Raw genomic sequence first — 16,680 nt, 5'->3', positions numbered from 1 at the left:
ATTGGGTCTCAGGAAAATGTCAAGGAATTTACTTTAATGCTCTAGACTTTTTGAAGCCCTATAAATCACAATCTTGTGTAACATCCCTCTAACAAGGGAGTTCTATCTTTTGCCGTTATGTAAGATATATGTCCTAGAAACACTTTACCATACCGCTTCCTTTGGCAAAAAACCCATACTAACGTATGGTGAAGTCTTTTCTAAAAAATGGCATCGGAGCCGTTCCTTTACTGTAGAAGACCAAAATTTTGAGAGTAATCTTGAACACGCTTGAGTTTCTTTCTTCCTCTTCTTTAAATCCCCTTGATGATCTACTGCAACTTAACAAGGAGGGCTTTATTGCTGGCCCTGAAGAAGAAAAACCGGCTTTTTTCCTACGAGTAGAAAACACTTTGGCAGAAGCCCCAGAAACCCCTACTCCTTTCCCTCTGGAATTACAAAAACTTTTTGATATCAATCCAACCTTTTTAGAAGTTTCCTACTCTAATGAAAGCCTTGATGCCTGGGAAGCTGGGTGTACATGGATTATGGATAATCGGGTAACCATTCAACTGCGTAAACGGTTTAAAAAAGCTCCTTTTTGGTTTGGTTTTTTCTCCAAAGAAGAGGTGCTCTCTCATGAAGCCGTCCATGCCGTCCGCATGAAATTTTATGAGCCTGTTTTTGAAGAAGTTCTTGCATACAGCACTTCTAAGTATTGTTGGAGAAGATTTTTTGGCCCATTATTCCGCTCTGCAGGGGAAACGTATTTTTTTCTCTTTTTTGTTTTGTTTGGAGCTTTTTTACTTCCTTGGTTTCCCTGGATAGGAGCTCTCTGCATACTTTGTCCCAGTATTTTCTTTTTTTTTCGCCTATTCCGAACGCAAAACCTATTCCGTAGAGCAAAGAAAAAAATTCGCAAACTGTTGGGTATAGAACCTCTTTGGGTTCTACTACGCTTGACAGACAAAGAAATCCGCTTCTTCGCTACTCAACCCACAGCGGTGCTAGAAGACTTCGCTAGAAAAGAAAAAATCAAGAGTATTCGGTGGAGACAGATTTATCAAAGCTACTTTACCTAACTAAACCAGCTAAGATAAGCACAAGCACTTATTCAGATAAATGCAAAGAATACTTCGTTCCCGCATCTCGAACTAATGTTACATATTGAGCAGCTAGCCCTGAAGCGCGTAACTGAGCAAAGAAAAATTGACTCTGTGACTGATCCCCTAAACAAACCACCCCTAAAGAAGGTTGCTTTTTCAATAACTGGCGAACTTCCTCTACTTGCTGATCTATCCAATTAGTAAAGGCTGTACCCTCCACGCCATAAGAGAAAATGGTAGTTACACAATGTGGTATTAAGTAAGTAGTCCATCCTGGTTGCAATTTTTTATCCAAGATGAACACACGACTCCGCACTGTTTTAGGGAATAAGGATAAAATGCGTCTTGTTTCCCTATAGGAGGTTGCAGGAACAAAAAAGCAGCGCACATCATCAGCTTTTGGAGAAGCGAAACTCTCACCCAACTGTCTCTTCAAAACTCGAGCTAACAATAAACGATATACATGCTCTTTGAACAACCAAAGGGAGAGTACTGCCAAACACATAACCAAAGATCCCATGTATAAAAAACTTTGATCAGGTGTTAAACGCAAACCAGAACCCAACAGTCGCACAAACCCGGCGGCTAATAGGACGCCTGAAAAATCTAGAAAATTATTTAAAGCTAATACCTGCCCTCTTTTATGTTCGGGGCTCACAAACTGGATATATGCGTGCAAGGGGACTTGATAGATTCCGCCAAAAAGTCCTAAACAAAAGAGAAGAATAAGCACTGCTGCGATCGAAGATGAGAGTAAACACAGCACCATCATAGAAAACCCTACCCCTACAGCAGCTAATGGAGAAAATCCTAGCTTGATATCCTTTCCAGATACCCACCCTGCCATATAAGAACCTACCCCCATACCCACTGCTACAATAGGGAATAAATATGCTCCATAATGTTTTGAATACCCCAAGGTAAATTCCACAAAAGGAATGATCTGTAACTGAACGTAAGCTCCAACAAAAAGAAAGAAAGCAACCAGAAAAACGGAAGTTGTAAGGTAGGCGATATTTCGAGTTTCTTTAAAAACACCCCATAAATTTTTAAAGCTTACATAAGCAATCTTTTGTTGTTTGTTTTTTACATTACTTGCGCGGATCCGAAAGGCTATAAACAAACTTAAAATAGAGGAAATAACACAAAACCAAGCAGATAATTCATAGCTATTTGCAATAAAATCTTGTGTTAAATCAACCATAAGAGGGGCTAAGCAAGAACCCAAAATACTCCCAGAGTAAGTCGCTGCAGTCATCGCTCCATTGGCTTTAGATAGCTCCTCTATAGGGAGCATCTCCGGCAATATACCCATTTTTGCAGGGCCAAAAATAGCGGAATGGCAGGCCATTAACACTAAAACAAGATACCCACCCAAAACAGAATGAATGTGGAAAAAGTATACGCCTAAAATCGCACAAAAAATTTCCGCTACACGGGTCAACAAAATAATATTTCGTTTTTGAAACCTGTCTGCCAAACTCCCAGAGAAAGGCGCAAGCAAGATGTAAGGAAGAGCGAAAAAGAAACTAACCAAAGAAAGAATTTTGGCATTCTCTTCTAAAGTCTTCCCTTCCAACAAGGAAAAAACTAAAAGAAACTTATAGAGATTGTCGTTTATAATCGTAAGAAAATGTGTAACGACCAACGCCTGGAAAGATCGTTTCCTAGCAACAATACTCATGAATGCAAACCGATGAATGAACTATCTCACAGCCAAGCAACGTTTAGTAATTATCCTGAAGTTCTATTAGCTAAACTTGCTCAAGATCTGTTCTCTATCAACCAAACTCCCATGACAAAACGATGGATTCTGGTGCCGAGCTCAGACACAGATCACTGGTTACGAAGAGAATTGGTAAAGGCTTCATCCAATCACATCTTCATGGGGACACATATTTTTGCTTCTTTCGATGCTTTTGTCAAATACTTATTTACGGGAACTCGTCTTGCAGATCTCTCTACCCCAGATCATATTACCCTCCCTCTAAATATTTATAACCTTTTGAGAGAGTCCTCTTTTAACTCATCCTCGGACGTTTCCTATGCTCATTTACAAAAACTTTCTTCACTCTTTAAAAAGTTTTACACATTTTCTCAGGAGCCATCGACTAACAATCCTTATTACAAAAACTTGTTTACGCAACTCACAAACGCATATACTCCCTTAGAAACGATTTTTTCTTCTATTTTGGCTCATCCTCCAAAATATCCCTGCTCCCTGCATATTTTTGGATATCCTCAGCTCCCTCAGCACGTGGCCTCTTTTTTCATTTCTCTAGGGAAATATTTCCCTGTGCATTTTTACTGTTTTTCACCGAGTGCCGCCTATTTTGGGGATCTTTTATCCGATAAAGCCATGGCCCTCCTCTCCCACAAAATCCCAGAACCCCAACAGGAGACATGGGAAAAATATGTATTAACAGATCGACTGGCTTTGCTGGCTAATCTTGCGCATCGATCTCAGTCTTTACAAAATTTCTTTTTAGATTATAGCGTCCCCTACGAAGAACTTTTTCAGCCATACGAAAACAACTCCTCCCTAAACATTGTAAAAGATAGTTTTTTCCATTTACGTCCCATAGACCAGAAGCTGTTTGCTGATTCACCTCAAACCATTTTTGTACGTAAAGCTCCTTCAGCAGCTCGAGAAGTTCATCAACTATTTTCCATCATTTCTCAACTTCTAAACTCTGGGGTCTCTACAGATGAAATATTTATCGTTTCTTCCAACCTATCAAAATATGAACCTCTTCTAAAAGGCATCTTTGAGCCGCATATTCCTTTATATTTAACAAAATCAGAAAAATCTCAGACCCGAGATCTAAAAAACAAACTATTATTACTGGTAGCGTTTTTGTTCTCTAAATGCACTCTGCATGATTTACTAAAGCTCCTTTCCTATCCAGACCTTCGCACCCCTTTAGAAACAACGAAAATCAGTTTCCTCACCCACAAACTGTCTCGTTACTGGAAATCTTTGTCACAAAAAGACCCCCTTATTTCCCAACTCATCCACCACATTTTCGATGAATATCCATTCATTGATGACTCAGGAGTCGTAAATGAATCCGAAACTTGGGAAATCGTTGTTCCTCTGCTTGACTTATTACAACAAGTAATCACTCATTACACAGACTCAAAAGACAAGACCTATGAGGAGCACTCTCACCTTATCTTTTCTACCCTAGAAAACATCTTCCTTCTTTCTACAGAAGAACATGCTTTGCTAGTTTCATTATCCAAAACTTTACAACCTTTTGCGCACTCTTCTTGTTCGTTAACGATTTTCGTAGAATTTTGCTTAGATTTCCTATCACATATTCCTGGATACAGTCAGTTATACAATCAACCAGGACCTTTTATTGGGTCCATAAACAGTCTCAGCCTAATTCCAAAAGGCTATACGTTTATTCTTGGGGCTAACAAAAAGAATTTCTCTTTGGACACAAGTTTCCTTATAGATCCTTCTCTCATACAGGAAGATTTTCTCTTTTCTTCAACGGAAGATGAGGACAACCTTCACTTTCTACAAACCATTGTTTCTACAAAACACCAGCTTCATATCAGCTATCTCTCTTCTTCAAAAAATCCTGCATTACCCAGCTCTGCTCTTAAACATTTATTAGATGCTGTACCTATTCGAGAAGAGAATCTTTCTGGAAAGCTCTATGCAAAAGAAAATTTTTCTTCCCAATCATTACATCAATCTTATCAAGTTTACTACCGAATGGCTCAAGCTGATCCGATACAGAACAAAGCGCCTTCGCTTTTTGAAACTGCTAGCCCAAAACCTTTGCCAACACATCTATCTCTAAAACATCTTGTAAAAGCTTTTAAAGATCCTCTTAACTTCTTTCTTAACACCCAACACGGTCTTTCGTTTCATCCCAAATCTTTGTTTTCAAAAGCAGAGAAAGTGTTCCCTAGTCCATATGATGCGAAATCTTTTTGGGATCATCAGCTGGCGCCTCACTCTCCGCTTCCTACTACTAACTACCTCTCTTCTTTTACAGAATCGCTATATACTCAAACACAAGACTCGATAATCCAACGTGTGGAAACCCTGAAAAAAGATCCCTCAACAGCCCCTTTTTCTGTTGTATTTTCTCATCAGATTTTCCAAGAACCGAGCAGTCCTCACGATAAGTATGTTCCCCCCTTTCCCCTCTCCCTCCATAACCAAACCATTTCCCTTCAAGGAGAGATTCGTGGGGTGTGCTCACAAGGAGTGTATTTATTTTCTATGAATCCAGGAGACTCTTTTAAGAAAGCAACCAAATCCCATGGTCTCCCTAAAAACTCTTTTGAACTAGAATCCTGTCTAGAGGCCTATTTATCCTTAGCACTACTCCAAGCTTCACACATTCTTCCCAAAGACTCTGCAATACTACGAGTCACGCCTTACGACATAGAACCCATAACCCCTCCTTTTTCTTCTCCAGAATCCTATCTAATCCTTGCGGTTGGCCTATATGAACATCTGCAAAACAAAGCTATCCCCCTTCCTTCTGCTCAGGCCTGGGAGTACATTAAGAAAACAGATGTGGCTTCGAAAATTATTAAAAAACTTTTAGATAATGAAGAAGATCCCTTAACCAATAGCTTTTGGTTATTCCATAACCGAGATACGGAAGAGATTTGCTCAGAGCTTTCCAAAGATCTGCTCTCTCAACTCCTCTCTCTCTTTATAAATCAGGATACTCAATAGAACGGATATGAGCTCTTTCGATATTTTTTCTCCGACAACTTCTGTTTCCGGAAAATTTTTCCTAGAAGCATCCGCAGGAACGGGAAAAACATTTACCATAGAACAAGTTATCCTCCGTTCTCTATTAGAAGGAAACGTTGAACAAACTAAGAATATTCTCGTAGTTACATTTACGAACGCAGCTACAAATGAATTAAAATTACGTATTCAAGAAAGCCTTAAACAAGCTTTAACGCTCTTCTCTCAAGCTCTTTCTCATCCCGAAACACCTTTACCCCCCTATGTTTCTTCTCAAGAAACCAAAGTAAAGCAGCTTTACARTAAAAWTCGTAATAGCCTAGCCACTTTAGATGAAATGAATATTTTCACTATTCATGGAMTTTGCCGTTTTACATTAGAACAACACTTCCCTTGGGTGCAACCCATTCACCCTTCTTCCATGTTCTCAGAGCCCCAAACCATTCAGCAATATATTCTGGATTACTTAAGACAAAATAGCTGGGAAAACGTTCTTTCTCCTAAACAATACGCCTTCTTATCCTATCATCATCGAGCCACTACCCAACAAACTCGTCATTTAGCAGACAGACTGCTTCAAGACTATGCTTCTACACCCAACCTTGCTCTCCCCCCTCTATCTATAACTCTTCAAAAAGTGAAGAACTGGTCTTCTCAATATAAACACCTTTCCCCTCTTTCTCTTGAAGAGTTACAAGATTTTTCGCTCCGATTTAAACAAAGCGATCTACCAATCGATCGGGAATTACCCGATTTTGTGAAACAATTCGAAACAGACCCCAATTCTTTAGACATCCTATTTTTCCCGGGAATGGTTCAGAAATTTCAGGAAGAAAATCGAAATAAAAAGAAATTGGGACCCCCTTTTTCCCCTTTAGATCCTTTTCTCAAAGACTGGTTACTAATAGCCCAGCCCTTCTGTCAAAAAGAACCTATTTTCCATACACTGCTTAAAAGCGTACAACAACACTTAAAAACGTATTGTGCACAATCCTACTCGCATGATGAAAGCATAGCCACTTTAGAGTCTTTGCTAGCACAGAATGACCACGTTGTTTCTCAGCTACGAAAACAATTTCAATTAGTTTTGATTGATGAATTTCAAGATACAGACAAACGTCAGTGGAAAATTTTTTCTAAACTCTTTGCTTCTCCTGATTATTCAGGATCACTATTTCTTATTGGAGATCCTAAACAGTCTATTTATGAATGGAGAAACGCAGACCTTCCAACCTACCTCCAAGCAAAAAACTCCTTTCCTAAGGAGTCTCAGCTAATATTGGATACGAATTACCGATCCACTCCACAACTCATGCAAGCTCTAAACCATCTTTTTTCGCTCCCCTCTCCTTTTTTAGAAACCCCACAAACTATTCTTTACCACCCACTCCAATCTAAAGGAAGCGCCTCCACTTCGTATTCAGAGTTTCGTCCTATCCATTTCTTTACTACACAAGATTCCCAAGAAGAAGCTCTCTGGATTTCAAAAACCGCTTCTTATCTACGTTCTACATTCGCTATTCCCTTTGGGAATATGGCAGTCTTAGTCCAAGACTATCCGCAAGCACTCAAATTGATCACTCATAGCACGATTCCTATGGCGTATTGCAAAGAAAAACGCATTTTTGATCGCACAGAATCGCCCTATCTCCTCATTCTTCTTTTAGAAGCTCTTCTATACCCAGAAAATCAACAAAAGATTCAGGCCATTTTACTGAGTCGTTTTTTTCATCTTTCTGCTACAGATATTCATCAGCATTTAAAAATTTTCTCCTCTCTGTTTTTTATGCTGAATACGTATCTCCACCAATACTCTTTACTAGCTACGTTTTATAAATTGATGGGAGAAACCGTTTTCTCCCAAACCATAGGAGAAACGTTATTACAAACACCCCTTGGTGACATTATTTTCCAAGAATTAGAAGAGCTTTGTTTGTATCTTGATAAAACTACGGAAAATCCTCATCACAAGCTATTTCATCTTATAAACATTCTAGATACTGGAAAATATGATGAAGAGCTTTCCTTTTCCTCTCAGTCTAATGACGATAATGTGCTTAAAATTACCACAGTCCACTCTTCAAAAGGCTTAGAATACGATGTCGTTTTTTGTTCTAGTCTTAACAAAGTTAAAGAGAAATCTCCTTCTGTTCACATGAGAGAAATGTATGTTGCTTGTACTCGTGCTAAGAAATTCTTATTCATCCCTTTCTCCTCTATAGAGAAACGTTTACAAAGCAATAAAAAAGTTTCTGCTCTTGCTAACTATGCCAATATTACACAACACGATAACATCCCTCATTTAGTAGAAACTCTGACCGCATCCCATCCAGAATTTTTCTCTTCAGGTACGCAACCTCCGGAAAGCAATATCTCTATTTTCTCAGAACCTCTCCCCGAACAAGAGTTTTTTTCTCTTCCAATACTATCTTCCCAACCCATCTATTCTTTTTCTTCCACAACAGAATCACAGTATTTTACTGAGCCTTTTCAAGAGATTTCTTCCTCTTCTTTATTTCCTGGGGGATCTCTAACAGGAACTCTTATTCACAAGCTTTTAGAGTCGTTATCAGGGAATTTTAACGCCTCTCTTGAGGAGATTACTCATAAAGCCCAAACTTTATTGAAAAACACAATTTTGGAAGGCTTCGAGTCTATTATTTCAGAGAAAATCTACACAGCTTTCTCAACAAAACTCCCTTTTGTTTCAGGAAGCTTTGCTCTTAAGGACGTTCATCCTTACAATATTCGTGTGGAAGAGACTTTTCTCCTTCAAGAGAATGGGGAGTTGTGGCAAGGAATTGTCGATCTTTTTTTTGAACACAACAATAGATTTTTCATTATCGACTGGAAAACATCTTTTCTAGGGGATGAACCCTCTCTTTACTCTCCAGATAAACTCCTTCTTTATATCCAGCGCCAAGGATTGGATAAACAAGGGGTGTTATATAAAAGAGCGGCTAAAAAGTTCCTGCATCAATTCAATTCTTCTCTTCAAATTGAGATGGCTTTCGTATTCATTCGAGGAATTGATGACAAAGGAAATGGATTCTTACAACCTAGCCCTTAAAATGGGATGATTACTCCCAAATTAATCCGAAAATGTCCGGACGATCATTAGGATTAAAATCCATGGGAGGCAATACCAAAAAGTCAACTACAGAACAATCTGGAGCCAAAGATTGTGCTTTTATCTTTAAAGAACAAGCCCCCTCACTCTTCGGTAAAATTTCGCTGACTGTAGCAACAAGTAATCCTGGAGGAAAAACGCCATCCAATCCCGTAGTAACAAGAACATCTCCAACCTCAATAGTTTTCCCATCTACAAAACCAAAATCACTCCCAGTTAGAACGGATGCCTCAGGTTTCCAAATAGGGTCCCCTCTACCACAAACAATCCCTCGAAGAGCAAAATCATTGTGTTCAGACGAGGATAAACAGCTCTCTAATGCTTTTAAGCATTGTAAAGCTTGCTGCTTATCACTATCTGCAAATGCAGATGTCGGAAGGTTTGTCACATTTCTTGCTAATGTACGTAGCTGATCCTTCACTACCCAAGTTTGAAGCTCCCCCCTAACAGCCATAACGGAAGGTTTTATTCCCACATCAGTGATTAATCGTACCCTTGATTGAGCACTGCCAACAAAGTCCACTAATCCAACAACAACCTTTCCGCAAACAACAGGAGAATTTTTTTTAACCCCATGCTGCTTCCCAATATTAATCCAACAAGAACTCCCCCAATGAGCGGGATCTCGGAAAATCACTCTCCCCATGATCGGAGATTGAAAGTAAGAAGACAAAATTTCAGGAAATAATGGAGGAGATTTTGAAGTCTCTTCCATAGAAAGTATGCGTTCTTCTAATAATCGGATTTTTTCTTGCAGAAGAAAACTTTGACTCTCTTCAATAAGGGCCTTTGAATTGGCCCTTTGTTGAAAAGGAAGGAATTTAGAACATACACTTACAAATTTATCCTGAAGCGACTCATAAACGCTTCTAGGAAGATTCCAACTTACAATAATTCCTGAAGCGACAAAGAGATAAGTAATAAACCGAATACGTTTATGATACGGACCGAGAGTATTCATAGGCCTTAGCAAAACCGTGGATAACACGATTTATATTTTTATCTGTAATGCCATTTAAATTGAATCTTCCACCAGCTGTTGTATAAATACCAAGCTCTTCTCTAAGGAACACAACCTGCTCTTTTGAAAAACCTGGATACCCAAAAAATCCTTTCTGAGACGCGATGAAATCAAAAGAATGTCCCGCTACTTCTCTCATTGCAATAACAAAATTCGCTCGAATTTCTTCCAAAGACTGGCGAATACCATTCAGTTCAAGCCCCCACTCTTGTCGCAAGTAGGGATTCTCTAATATAGAGGTAACGATTGCAACACCTTCTCTAGCAGGAGAAGAGTATTCCCCACGGATCTGCTCTTCCAAGAAAGAAAGTATCCTGCTCAAATCCGTTTTATCTTGGTGAACAACCCCAAAAAATCCTACCCGAGAACCATATAATGAGAAGTTTTTACTACAACTTCCTGCAACAAAAGTAGCAACTCCAGCCTCTATGCAAAGCCGAACAGGTCGGCGATCCTCTACTATTCCGTTAGCAAAACCTAAATAAGCCATATCAAAGAAAGGAATGAGGCCTCTGTCCTTTATAATAGCAATAATTTCAGGCCATTCAGAAAGGGGAATATCCTTCCCTGTAGGGTTATGACAACAACAATGTAAAAGAATTAAAGAAGCCTCAGGAGCATCCCGAAGAGATGCTTTTAATCCTTGCAAATCGAGATCTTTTTTTTCTTGATCATAGTAGGGATAATGTTCTAGGGACAATCCTAGACGAGAAAAAATTCTAGAGTGGTTCCCCCAAGTTTGAGCTGGGATATAGACTTTACCTGCAAGAGAAGATTTAGCATACACTAAGGCGCCCAAATGTAAGGCTCCAGTCCCACCAACAGCTTGCACTCCAGTCCATCGATTAGCATCAATCTCGCCAAAACATAGAGCAGCCATCTGGTCTAAAAAAACTGAGGATCCTCTGATGGGAAGATAGTTTTTATCTTTCTCATCACCAAAAAACACTGTTTGAGCCTTTCTGACGCTTGAGAATCCTCCGTATCGGCTTTTTTCTCGCTCGTAAGTACCCAGTAATAAATTAATTTTATCCTCACGAGGATCTTCTTGAAAAGCTTGTGCTAAACCAAGAATAGAATCCGGAGAGAAAGAAGGTAACTGTTCAAAAAGACTCACAATAACACCTCTCTATAATGAATCTGCCGATTATTATCTTTTTTTTCTGATAAGACCACAGCTTATTGTCCTAAATCGTACAAACATGATACCCTAGTCTCTTCTCTCGGGGTATTAGCTCAGTTGGTAGAGCGCAACAATGGCATTGTTGAGGTCAGCGGTTCGATCCCGCTATGCTCCAAATTCTTTTAGTCCCATATGGAAGAGATTTGTTTTATCTTGTGCTTCTTCCCTTGGAATAGCACACTCTCTCCAACTGTCTTCCCAACCATCTCTTGCGCAAGTTTAGATTTTAACGATAAAATCTTTTCCTCTGGATTGGCGTCCCAAGGGCCTAGTATTGTGTAACAATCCTCTTCCCCTTGCTCATCCTCAAGAACAACCTTGCAACCAACTCCAACAGAATTTGTAAACACAGCATCTTTTGTTAGAATTTTTGCGCGATTAATTTCCTCAGACAATACTCGAATTTCTTCCTGGAGTCTAGCCCGTCTTTCCAAAGCAAATTTGTACTCAGAGTTCTCTCTTAAGTCTCCTAGAGCTCTTGCATCCTCTATCTCTTTGGCATTATCCACCATTTCCTTCCCAATAAGAGACTGAAGTTTTGCCTTCATTCGAGTAAAACTCTCAGAGGTTGTCCAAAGGATATTTTCCTCTTCCGCAACCCTTCGTTTAAGAGCGGGTTGCACAACTTCTGCTAAACTTCTCAAAACTCCAAGATCTCCTTGAGTAAACTGAGGGCATTTTGAAGATAATAAAACAAATTCTTTAAGATAATCTATAGAAGCATTTTCTATGATCTGACGAATTGCAAGAAATCGTTGACCGACTAAGAATGAGTAGAGTTTTTTCCCAAGATCTTTTTGAGGAGAGCCAGCCACTTTATGCATAAACTCTAAAGCACTAGCTAGCATCTGTCTTCCAATTTCCTTCCTATCCGACTCAGAAAACAGCCCGTCTTCCCCAGAAACTACTCGCAAAAACAACCAAACAAACAGCTCAGGATAAAGCAAGGGTTGCTCAATCATAGCTGATACTTTTTCTAAGATGCTTTCTCTAGCCTTTTTATCTACAATCAATGCTTTAAAGACTTGATCGCGAAGAATAGAAGTACTTGTTGTCAGGAGAATTTTTGTAAATACCGATACCCAAGCTGGAGAGCAAGAGTGTATTAGCGATAGGAAACTCTTCTGAAAAGATAGAATTTCAATATGGTTGACAATATCAAACATTTGATCTTCGGAAAGCTTAGCAATGTTTTCACAATCTAATTCTGAAGACTTATCTCCGAGGAATTCAGATAATAACATCGCTCTCTGAATGGATAAGGCGGAATCCGCTGGCAAATCTAAAGATTTTAACTCTTTTATCACAAACTGCCGATTAGCCTCATCCTTAAGCTCACTCCCAAGATCTCTAACAAATGTGTAACAAGAAGCGATCTTTTTACTAGCATCGTTGCTTCCCGACAAAGAAGCTTGTAATTGAGAAATGAAAGAAAAACCTTTTGGATCAAAAATATAGGGATCTTTAGAAGAAGTAGGCGCCAGGATATGTGAATCCTTCTTCATTTTAATCTTAGCGGACTGCCACCATCTACTCCAATCCTCCTCTGGAATCACAAGTCCAACCAGCTCATTACGGATTTCCTTAGCATTTTTGGGTCCAAGGTCTTTTAGCAGACATTCTATGACCGCAACAGGATCTTTTCTAGCAAACGCCTCAAATGCATCGGGATCCCCAAACCGTCTTGCTAAAAAGTGATCTTTTTTTAGAGGAGACAGCATGCGAAAGGCTGTTTCAAAAGAAATATCTTTTGCTGTAAGAACTCCCTCAAACTCAACAAGGACTTTCTGCTGAAGGAAAGAAACTCCCATAATCTCTCCTACTCCCCATCCTCCCTGATGGAAAACAAAGTTCCCTTCACAAAGATGCATAAGCAAAGCAAAATGTCTTAAGCAATGAGTAAAGAAAATCCCATCTCTTAATCCGACTATCCGCAAAGCTTCTTTATAATTTGGTGAGTCCTCGTACTTCTTAACCTGTTGAAGAGCTAGTTCTAATAAACGCTTGCTGTTTGTTGTTTGGATATCAAAGACTAGAGAAAGCACTTTATCTTTTTCTTCACTTTCAGGAAGTTGTTCCCAAAGAGGAATTACGCTTTCTGCTATTTTCCCAAAGGCAGGAGCTATACTTGAGCTTTTAATTTTTTCCAGCAAGACTATCAACTCGTCTCCACTAACGACGTCATTAAAGCAATACTCTTCCCACAAACTAAAAAAATCCGAAGGATGATTTTCCATTAAGGACTGTAGCTTTTCTAGATAATCCATGATAGCTCCCCTTTTTAGTCCGGAAATATACGCTGAACAATAAAAAAGAGCAATATTACGTCACAAAAAAAACAAGAAAAATTTTATTATTAAATAAAACATCAGGTTTTTTGTTATGAAAAATAATTCCGCTCAAAAAATTATCGATTCTATAAAACAAATTCTTTCTATTTATAAAATAGATTTCGATCCTTCCTTCGGCGCTGTTCTTACAGATGACAACGATCTGGACTACCAGATGCTCATCGAGAAAACCCAAGAAAAAATCCAAGAGCTCGACAAACGTTCTCAAGAAATCCTTCAACAAACTGGTATGACTCGCGAGCAAATGGAAGTTTTTGCTAACAATCCTGATAACTTTTCTCCTGAAGAGTGGCGAGCTCTAGAAACCATCCGATCCTCTTGCAATGAATACAAGAAAGAGACCGAAGAGCTTATAAAAGAAGTCACCCAAGACATCAGCCATACCTCAGGAAAATCTCCCACTCCCAAAGCAAAATCTAGCTCTCCGAAAAAAAGTAAGAAAAAAAATTGGATTCCCTTATAAAAACTTCTATAATCCCGAGACATGAAGATAATAGTTTCTCGTGGATTAGATCTGTCTTTAAAAGGAGCCCCTAAGGAATCGGGTTTTTGCGGAAAAGTGGATCCCGCTTTTGTTTCCGTGGATCTGAGACCTTTTGCTCCCCTACCACTTGGTGTGAAAGTTTCTCCAGGAGACCAGATTACAGCTGGTTCTCCCTTAGCGGAATATAAGTCTTTCCCAGGTGTTTTCATCACCTCGTCGGTTGATGGAGAGGTTATCGAAATCCGTAGAGGAAGTAAGCGGGCTCTTTTGGATATCGTGATTAAAAAAAAGCCTGGGGTTTCTCAAACGAAGTTCTCTTATGACCTCCACGCTTTATCTCAAAAGGAGCTTTTAGAAGTCTTTAAAAAAGAAGGGCTTTTTACCCTTTTTAAACAAAGACCTTTCAATATCCCAGCGCTCCCAACACAATCCCCTAGAGATGTTTTTATTAACTTAGCGGACAATCGTCCATTCACCCCATCTGTAGAAAAACATCTAAGTCTTTTCTCTTCAAAAGAAGATGGTTATTACATTTTTGTTGTGGGAGTTCAGGCTATAGCAAAACTATTTGGTCTCAAACCACATATTGTTTCCACAGATAGGCTCTCTTTACCTACCCAAGATTTAATATCTGTAGCTCATTTACATACAATAGCTGGTCCTTACCCTTCGGGATCTCCTTCGACCCATATTCATCATATCGCACGAATTCGCAATGACAGGGATATCGTATTCACAATTAGCTTCCAAGAAGTCCTCTCTATCGGCCATCTATTCTTAAAGGGATTTTTCCTAGGACAACAAGTCGTTGCATTAGCAGGATCTGCTCTCCCGCCTTCTCAAAGGAAATATCTGATCACAGCAAAAGGAGCCAGCTTCAAAGACTTGTTACCACAAGAAATCTTCTCTTCCAACGATGTCAGTTTAATTTCGGGGGATCCTCTTACAGGAAGATTGTGTAACAAAGAAGAAAATCCTTGTTTAGGCATGCGGGACCATACCATAACGATTCTTCCAAACCCTAAAACCCGAGAGATGTTTAGTTTCTTACGATTAGGATGGAATAAACTTACGGTCACCAGAACCTATCTCTCTGGATTCTTCAAGAGAAAACGCGTGTTCATGGATATGAATACCAATTTACACGGGGAAAAACGCCCAATCATTGATTCTGAAATCTATGAGAAAGTTTCGGCAATTGCAGTTCCTGTAGCCCCTCTTATTAAAGCTTTAGAAACTCAAAATTTTGAAGAAGCGTGTCGCTTGGGACTCTTAGAAGTCTCCCCAGAAGATTTTGCTCTACCAACATTTATAGATCCTTCTAAAACAGAGATGTTTGCTATTGTAAAAGAAGCTCTCATCCGTTACGCGAAAGAAAATGTTTTGACACCTCTGTAATTTTTTAGGTGGTTCTTCAAAGAACTTTTTCCTTAAAAAGGAAGAGCGTCTCTAGCTAGCCATTCTAAAACCCATGGAGTTGCATAGCTAATTATAGCCGTAGCCCCAGCTCGTTTAATTGCTAACAAAGACTCCGAGATAGCTCCTTCTTTACTTAACCATCCATGCAGACTGGCGGCCATAATCATAGAATATTCTCCACTGACTTGATAGGCAACTACTGGAAGATGCGTACATTCTTGAGCTTTCATGATAACATCTAAATAAAACCCAGCAGGCTTTATCATTACCATATCTGCTCCCTCCTCTTCATCTAGCCGGCATTCAAGCAAAGCTTCTCGAACATTGGCAGGATCCATTTGATATTGCCGTTTATCCCCAGATTGAGGATGCGAAGAAAGAGCATCTCTAAACGGACCATACAAGTAAGATGCATACTTTGCGCTATAAGAGAGAATTCCTGTATTAACAAAGCCCATCTGATCCATTTTTTCTCGAATATGCCGAACTCTCCCATCCATCATATCGCTTGGAGCAACAATATCCGCTCCCATTTCTGCATGCAATGTTGCGATATCTCCATATACGCGAACGCTTTCGTCATTTAACACTTCATTGTTGTAAAAAATGCCATCGTGACCACTAGTCGTAAAAGGATCTAAAGCTATATCACTAATCACACACAGTTGGGGAAAAGATTTTTTGATTTCCTGAATTCCTCTACAAACAATGTTATACGGATGCGATGCATATGCTCCGAATTGATCTTTTTTCTGATCCTCTATAACAGGGAAAAGGATAACCGCTTTTAGCCCTATAAGACAGAGTCTTTCTAATTCTCTAGATATGGTATCTAAACTCCATCTGTATACTCCAGGCATACTGGGTATTTCTTCTCGAATTCCTGAACCTTCTTTAAGAAAAATAGGCCAAATTAGATCACTTGAAACCATATTAGTTTCTCGAATCATAGATCGAATAGCAGCACTTTTCCGATTTCTTCGAGGTCGTTTGAGTAGAGGAAGTCTTGTCATAAAGTTTCACACTTATCGAAAGTTTCCACACCCACAGAAGAAGATTCTTAGAGATATTTATTAGTCTCTTCTTCTTTAGGTGGTGTGGAAAATGTTTATAACTTTATTTCTTCGAGAGAAAAAGTTGTGAAAAAACTGTTTATAACTCTGTTTACAGATTGTTCAAACTGTTCAGAACAGGAAGTTATGCCTATTTGTGAACAGGCGGTCAACAATTTTTTCAACAAGCTTTTTTGCTGAAAAACTTTGAGTGTTTTGCTATGTG

Annotated in this window: 10 protein-coding genes and 1 tRNA gene; 6 read left to right on the top strand and 5 right to left on the bottom strand. The window is 39.2% G+C overall.

Annotation, left to right across the window (positions count from 1 at the left end; translation table 11 throughout):
- Positions 1-248 precede the first annotated feature (248 nt).
- Positions 249-1,061, top strand: coding sequence for a hypothetical protein (locus TC_RS00055; protein ID WP_010232340.1), 813 nt, complete (start codon positions 249-251; stop codon positions 1,059-1,061).
- A 28-nt stretch (positions 1,062-1,089) separates the two neighbouring features.
- Here TC_RS00055 and TC_RS00050 read toward each other — a convergent pair whose 3' ends face one another.
- Positions 1,090-2,769 (bottom strand): MFS transporter, encoded by a 1,680-nt coding sequence (locus TC_RS00050; RefSeq protein ID WP_010229094.1) that lies wholly within the window; start codon positions 2,767-2,769, stop codon positions 1,090-1,092.
- A gap of 12 nt (positions 2,770-2,781) precedes the next feature.
- Here TC_RS00050 and TC_RS00045 point away from each other — a divergent pair, with 12 nt between their 5' ends.
- Together TC_RS00045 and recB are read left to right on the top strand one after the other, a co-directional pair.
- Positions 2,782-5,796: an exodeoxyribonuclease V subunit gamma gene (locus TC_RS00045; protein WP_010229090.1), complete on the top strand. Its 3,015-nt coding sequence runs from the start codon at positions 2,782-2,784 to the stop codon at positions 5,794-5,796.
- A gap of 7 nt (positions 5,797-5,803) precedes the next feature.
- Entirely contained in the window at positions 5,804-8,884 is a 3,081-nt protein-coding gene (recB, locus tag TC_RS00040; RefSeq protein ID WP_020966580.1) for an exodeoxyribonuclease V subunit beta, read from the top strand.
- Between the two features lie 10 nt (positions 8,885-8,894).
- On the opposite strand, the gene TC_RS00035 is transcribed toward recB, so the two are convergent.
- Both TC_RS00035 and TC_RS00030 read right to left on the bottom strand, forming a co-directional pair.
- On the bottom strand, positions 8,895-9,905 hold the full coding sequence (locus TC_RS00035) for a rod shape-determining protein MreC (protein WP_010229086.1): 1,011 nt from the start codon (positions 9,903-9,905) through the stop codon (positions 8,895-8,897).
- Positions 9,880-11,082, bottom strand: coding sequence for an amino acid aminotransferase (locus tag TC_RS00030; protein ID WP_010229084.1), 1,203 nt, complete (start codon positions 11,080-11,082; stop codon positions 9,880-9,882). The genes TC_RS00035 and TC_RS00030 overlap by 26 nt, the downstream gene beginning before the upstream one ends.
- Positions 11,083-11,190: 108 nt before the next feature.
- Here TC_RS00030 and TC_RS00025 point away from each other — a divergent pair.
- Positions 11,191-11,263 (top strand) — tRNA-Ala (locus TC_RS00025).
- Between the two features lie 7 nt (positions 11,264-11,270).
- Here the strand turns inward: TC_RS00025 and TC_RS00020 are convergent.
- Positions 11,271-13,415, bottom strand: a complete 2,145-nt coding sequence (locus tag TC_RS00020) for a GreA/GreB family elongation factor (RefSeq protein WP_010229079.1) — start codon at positions 13,413-13,415, stop codon at positions 11,271-11,273.
- A gap of 115 nt (positions 13,416-13,530) precedes the next feature.
- On the opposite strand from TC_RS00020, the gene TC_RS00015 reads away from it, so the two are divergent.
- A complete protein-coding gene (locus TC_RS00015) occupies positions 13,531-13,962 on the top strand; it encodes a hypothetical protein (RefSeq protein WP_010229075.1) in 432 nt (143 codons plus the stop codon).
- Positions 13,963-13,983: 21 nt separating this feature from the next.
- Complete coding sequence (locus TC_RS00010; protein ID WP_010229072.1) at positions 13,984-15,381, top strand: Na(+)-translocating NADH-quinone reductase subunit A; 1,398 nt, start codon at positions 13,984-13,986, stop codon at positions 15,379-15,381.
- A 32-nt stretch (positions 15,382-15,413) separates the two neighbouring features.
- On the opposite strand, the gene hemB is transcribed toward TC_RS00010, so the two are convergent.
- The gene (gene hemB / locus TC_RS00005) at positions 15,414-16,415 is read right to left on the bottom strand and encodes a porphobilinogen synthase (protein ID WP_010229069.1); all 1,002 of its coding nucleotides are present in this window, start codon (positions 16,413-16,415) and stop codon (positions 15,414-15,416) included.
- Positions 16,416-16,680 lie beyond the last annotated feature (265 nt).

This window comes from Chlamydia muridarum str. Nigg (assembly GCF_000006685.1).
Taxonomy (GTDB): domain Bacteria; phylum Chlamydiota; class Chlamydiia; order Chlamydiales; family Chlamydiaceae; genus Chlamydia; species Chlamydia muridarum.
The sequence above is the reverse complement of the archived record's forward strand: the minus strand, read 5'-3'. Positions and strand labels throughout refer to the sequence as shown.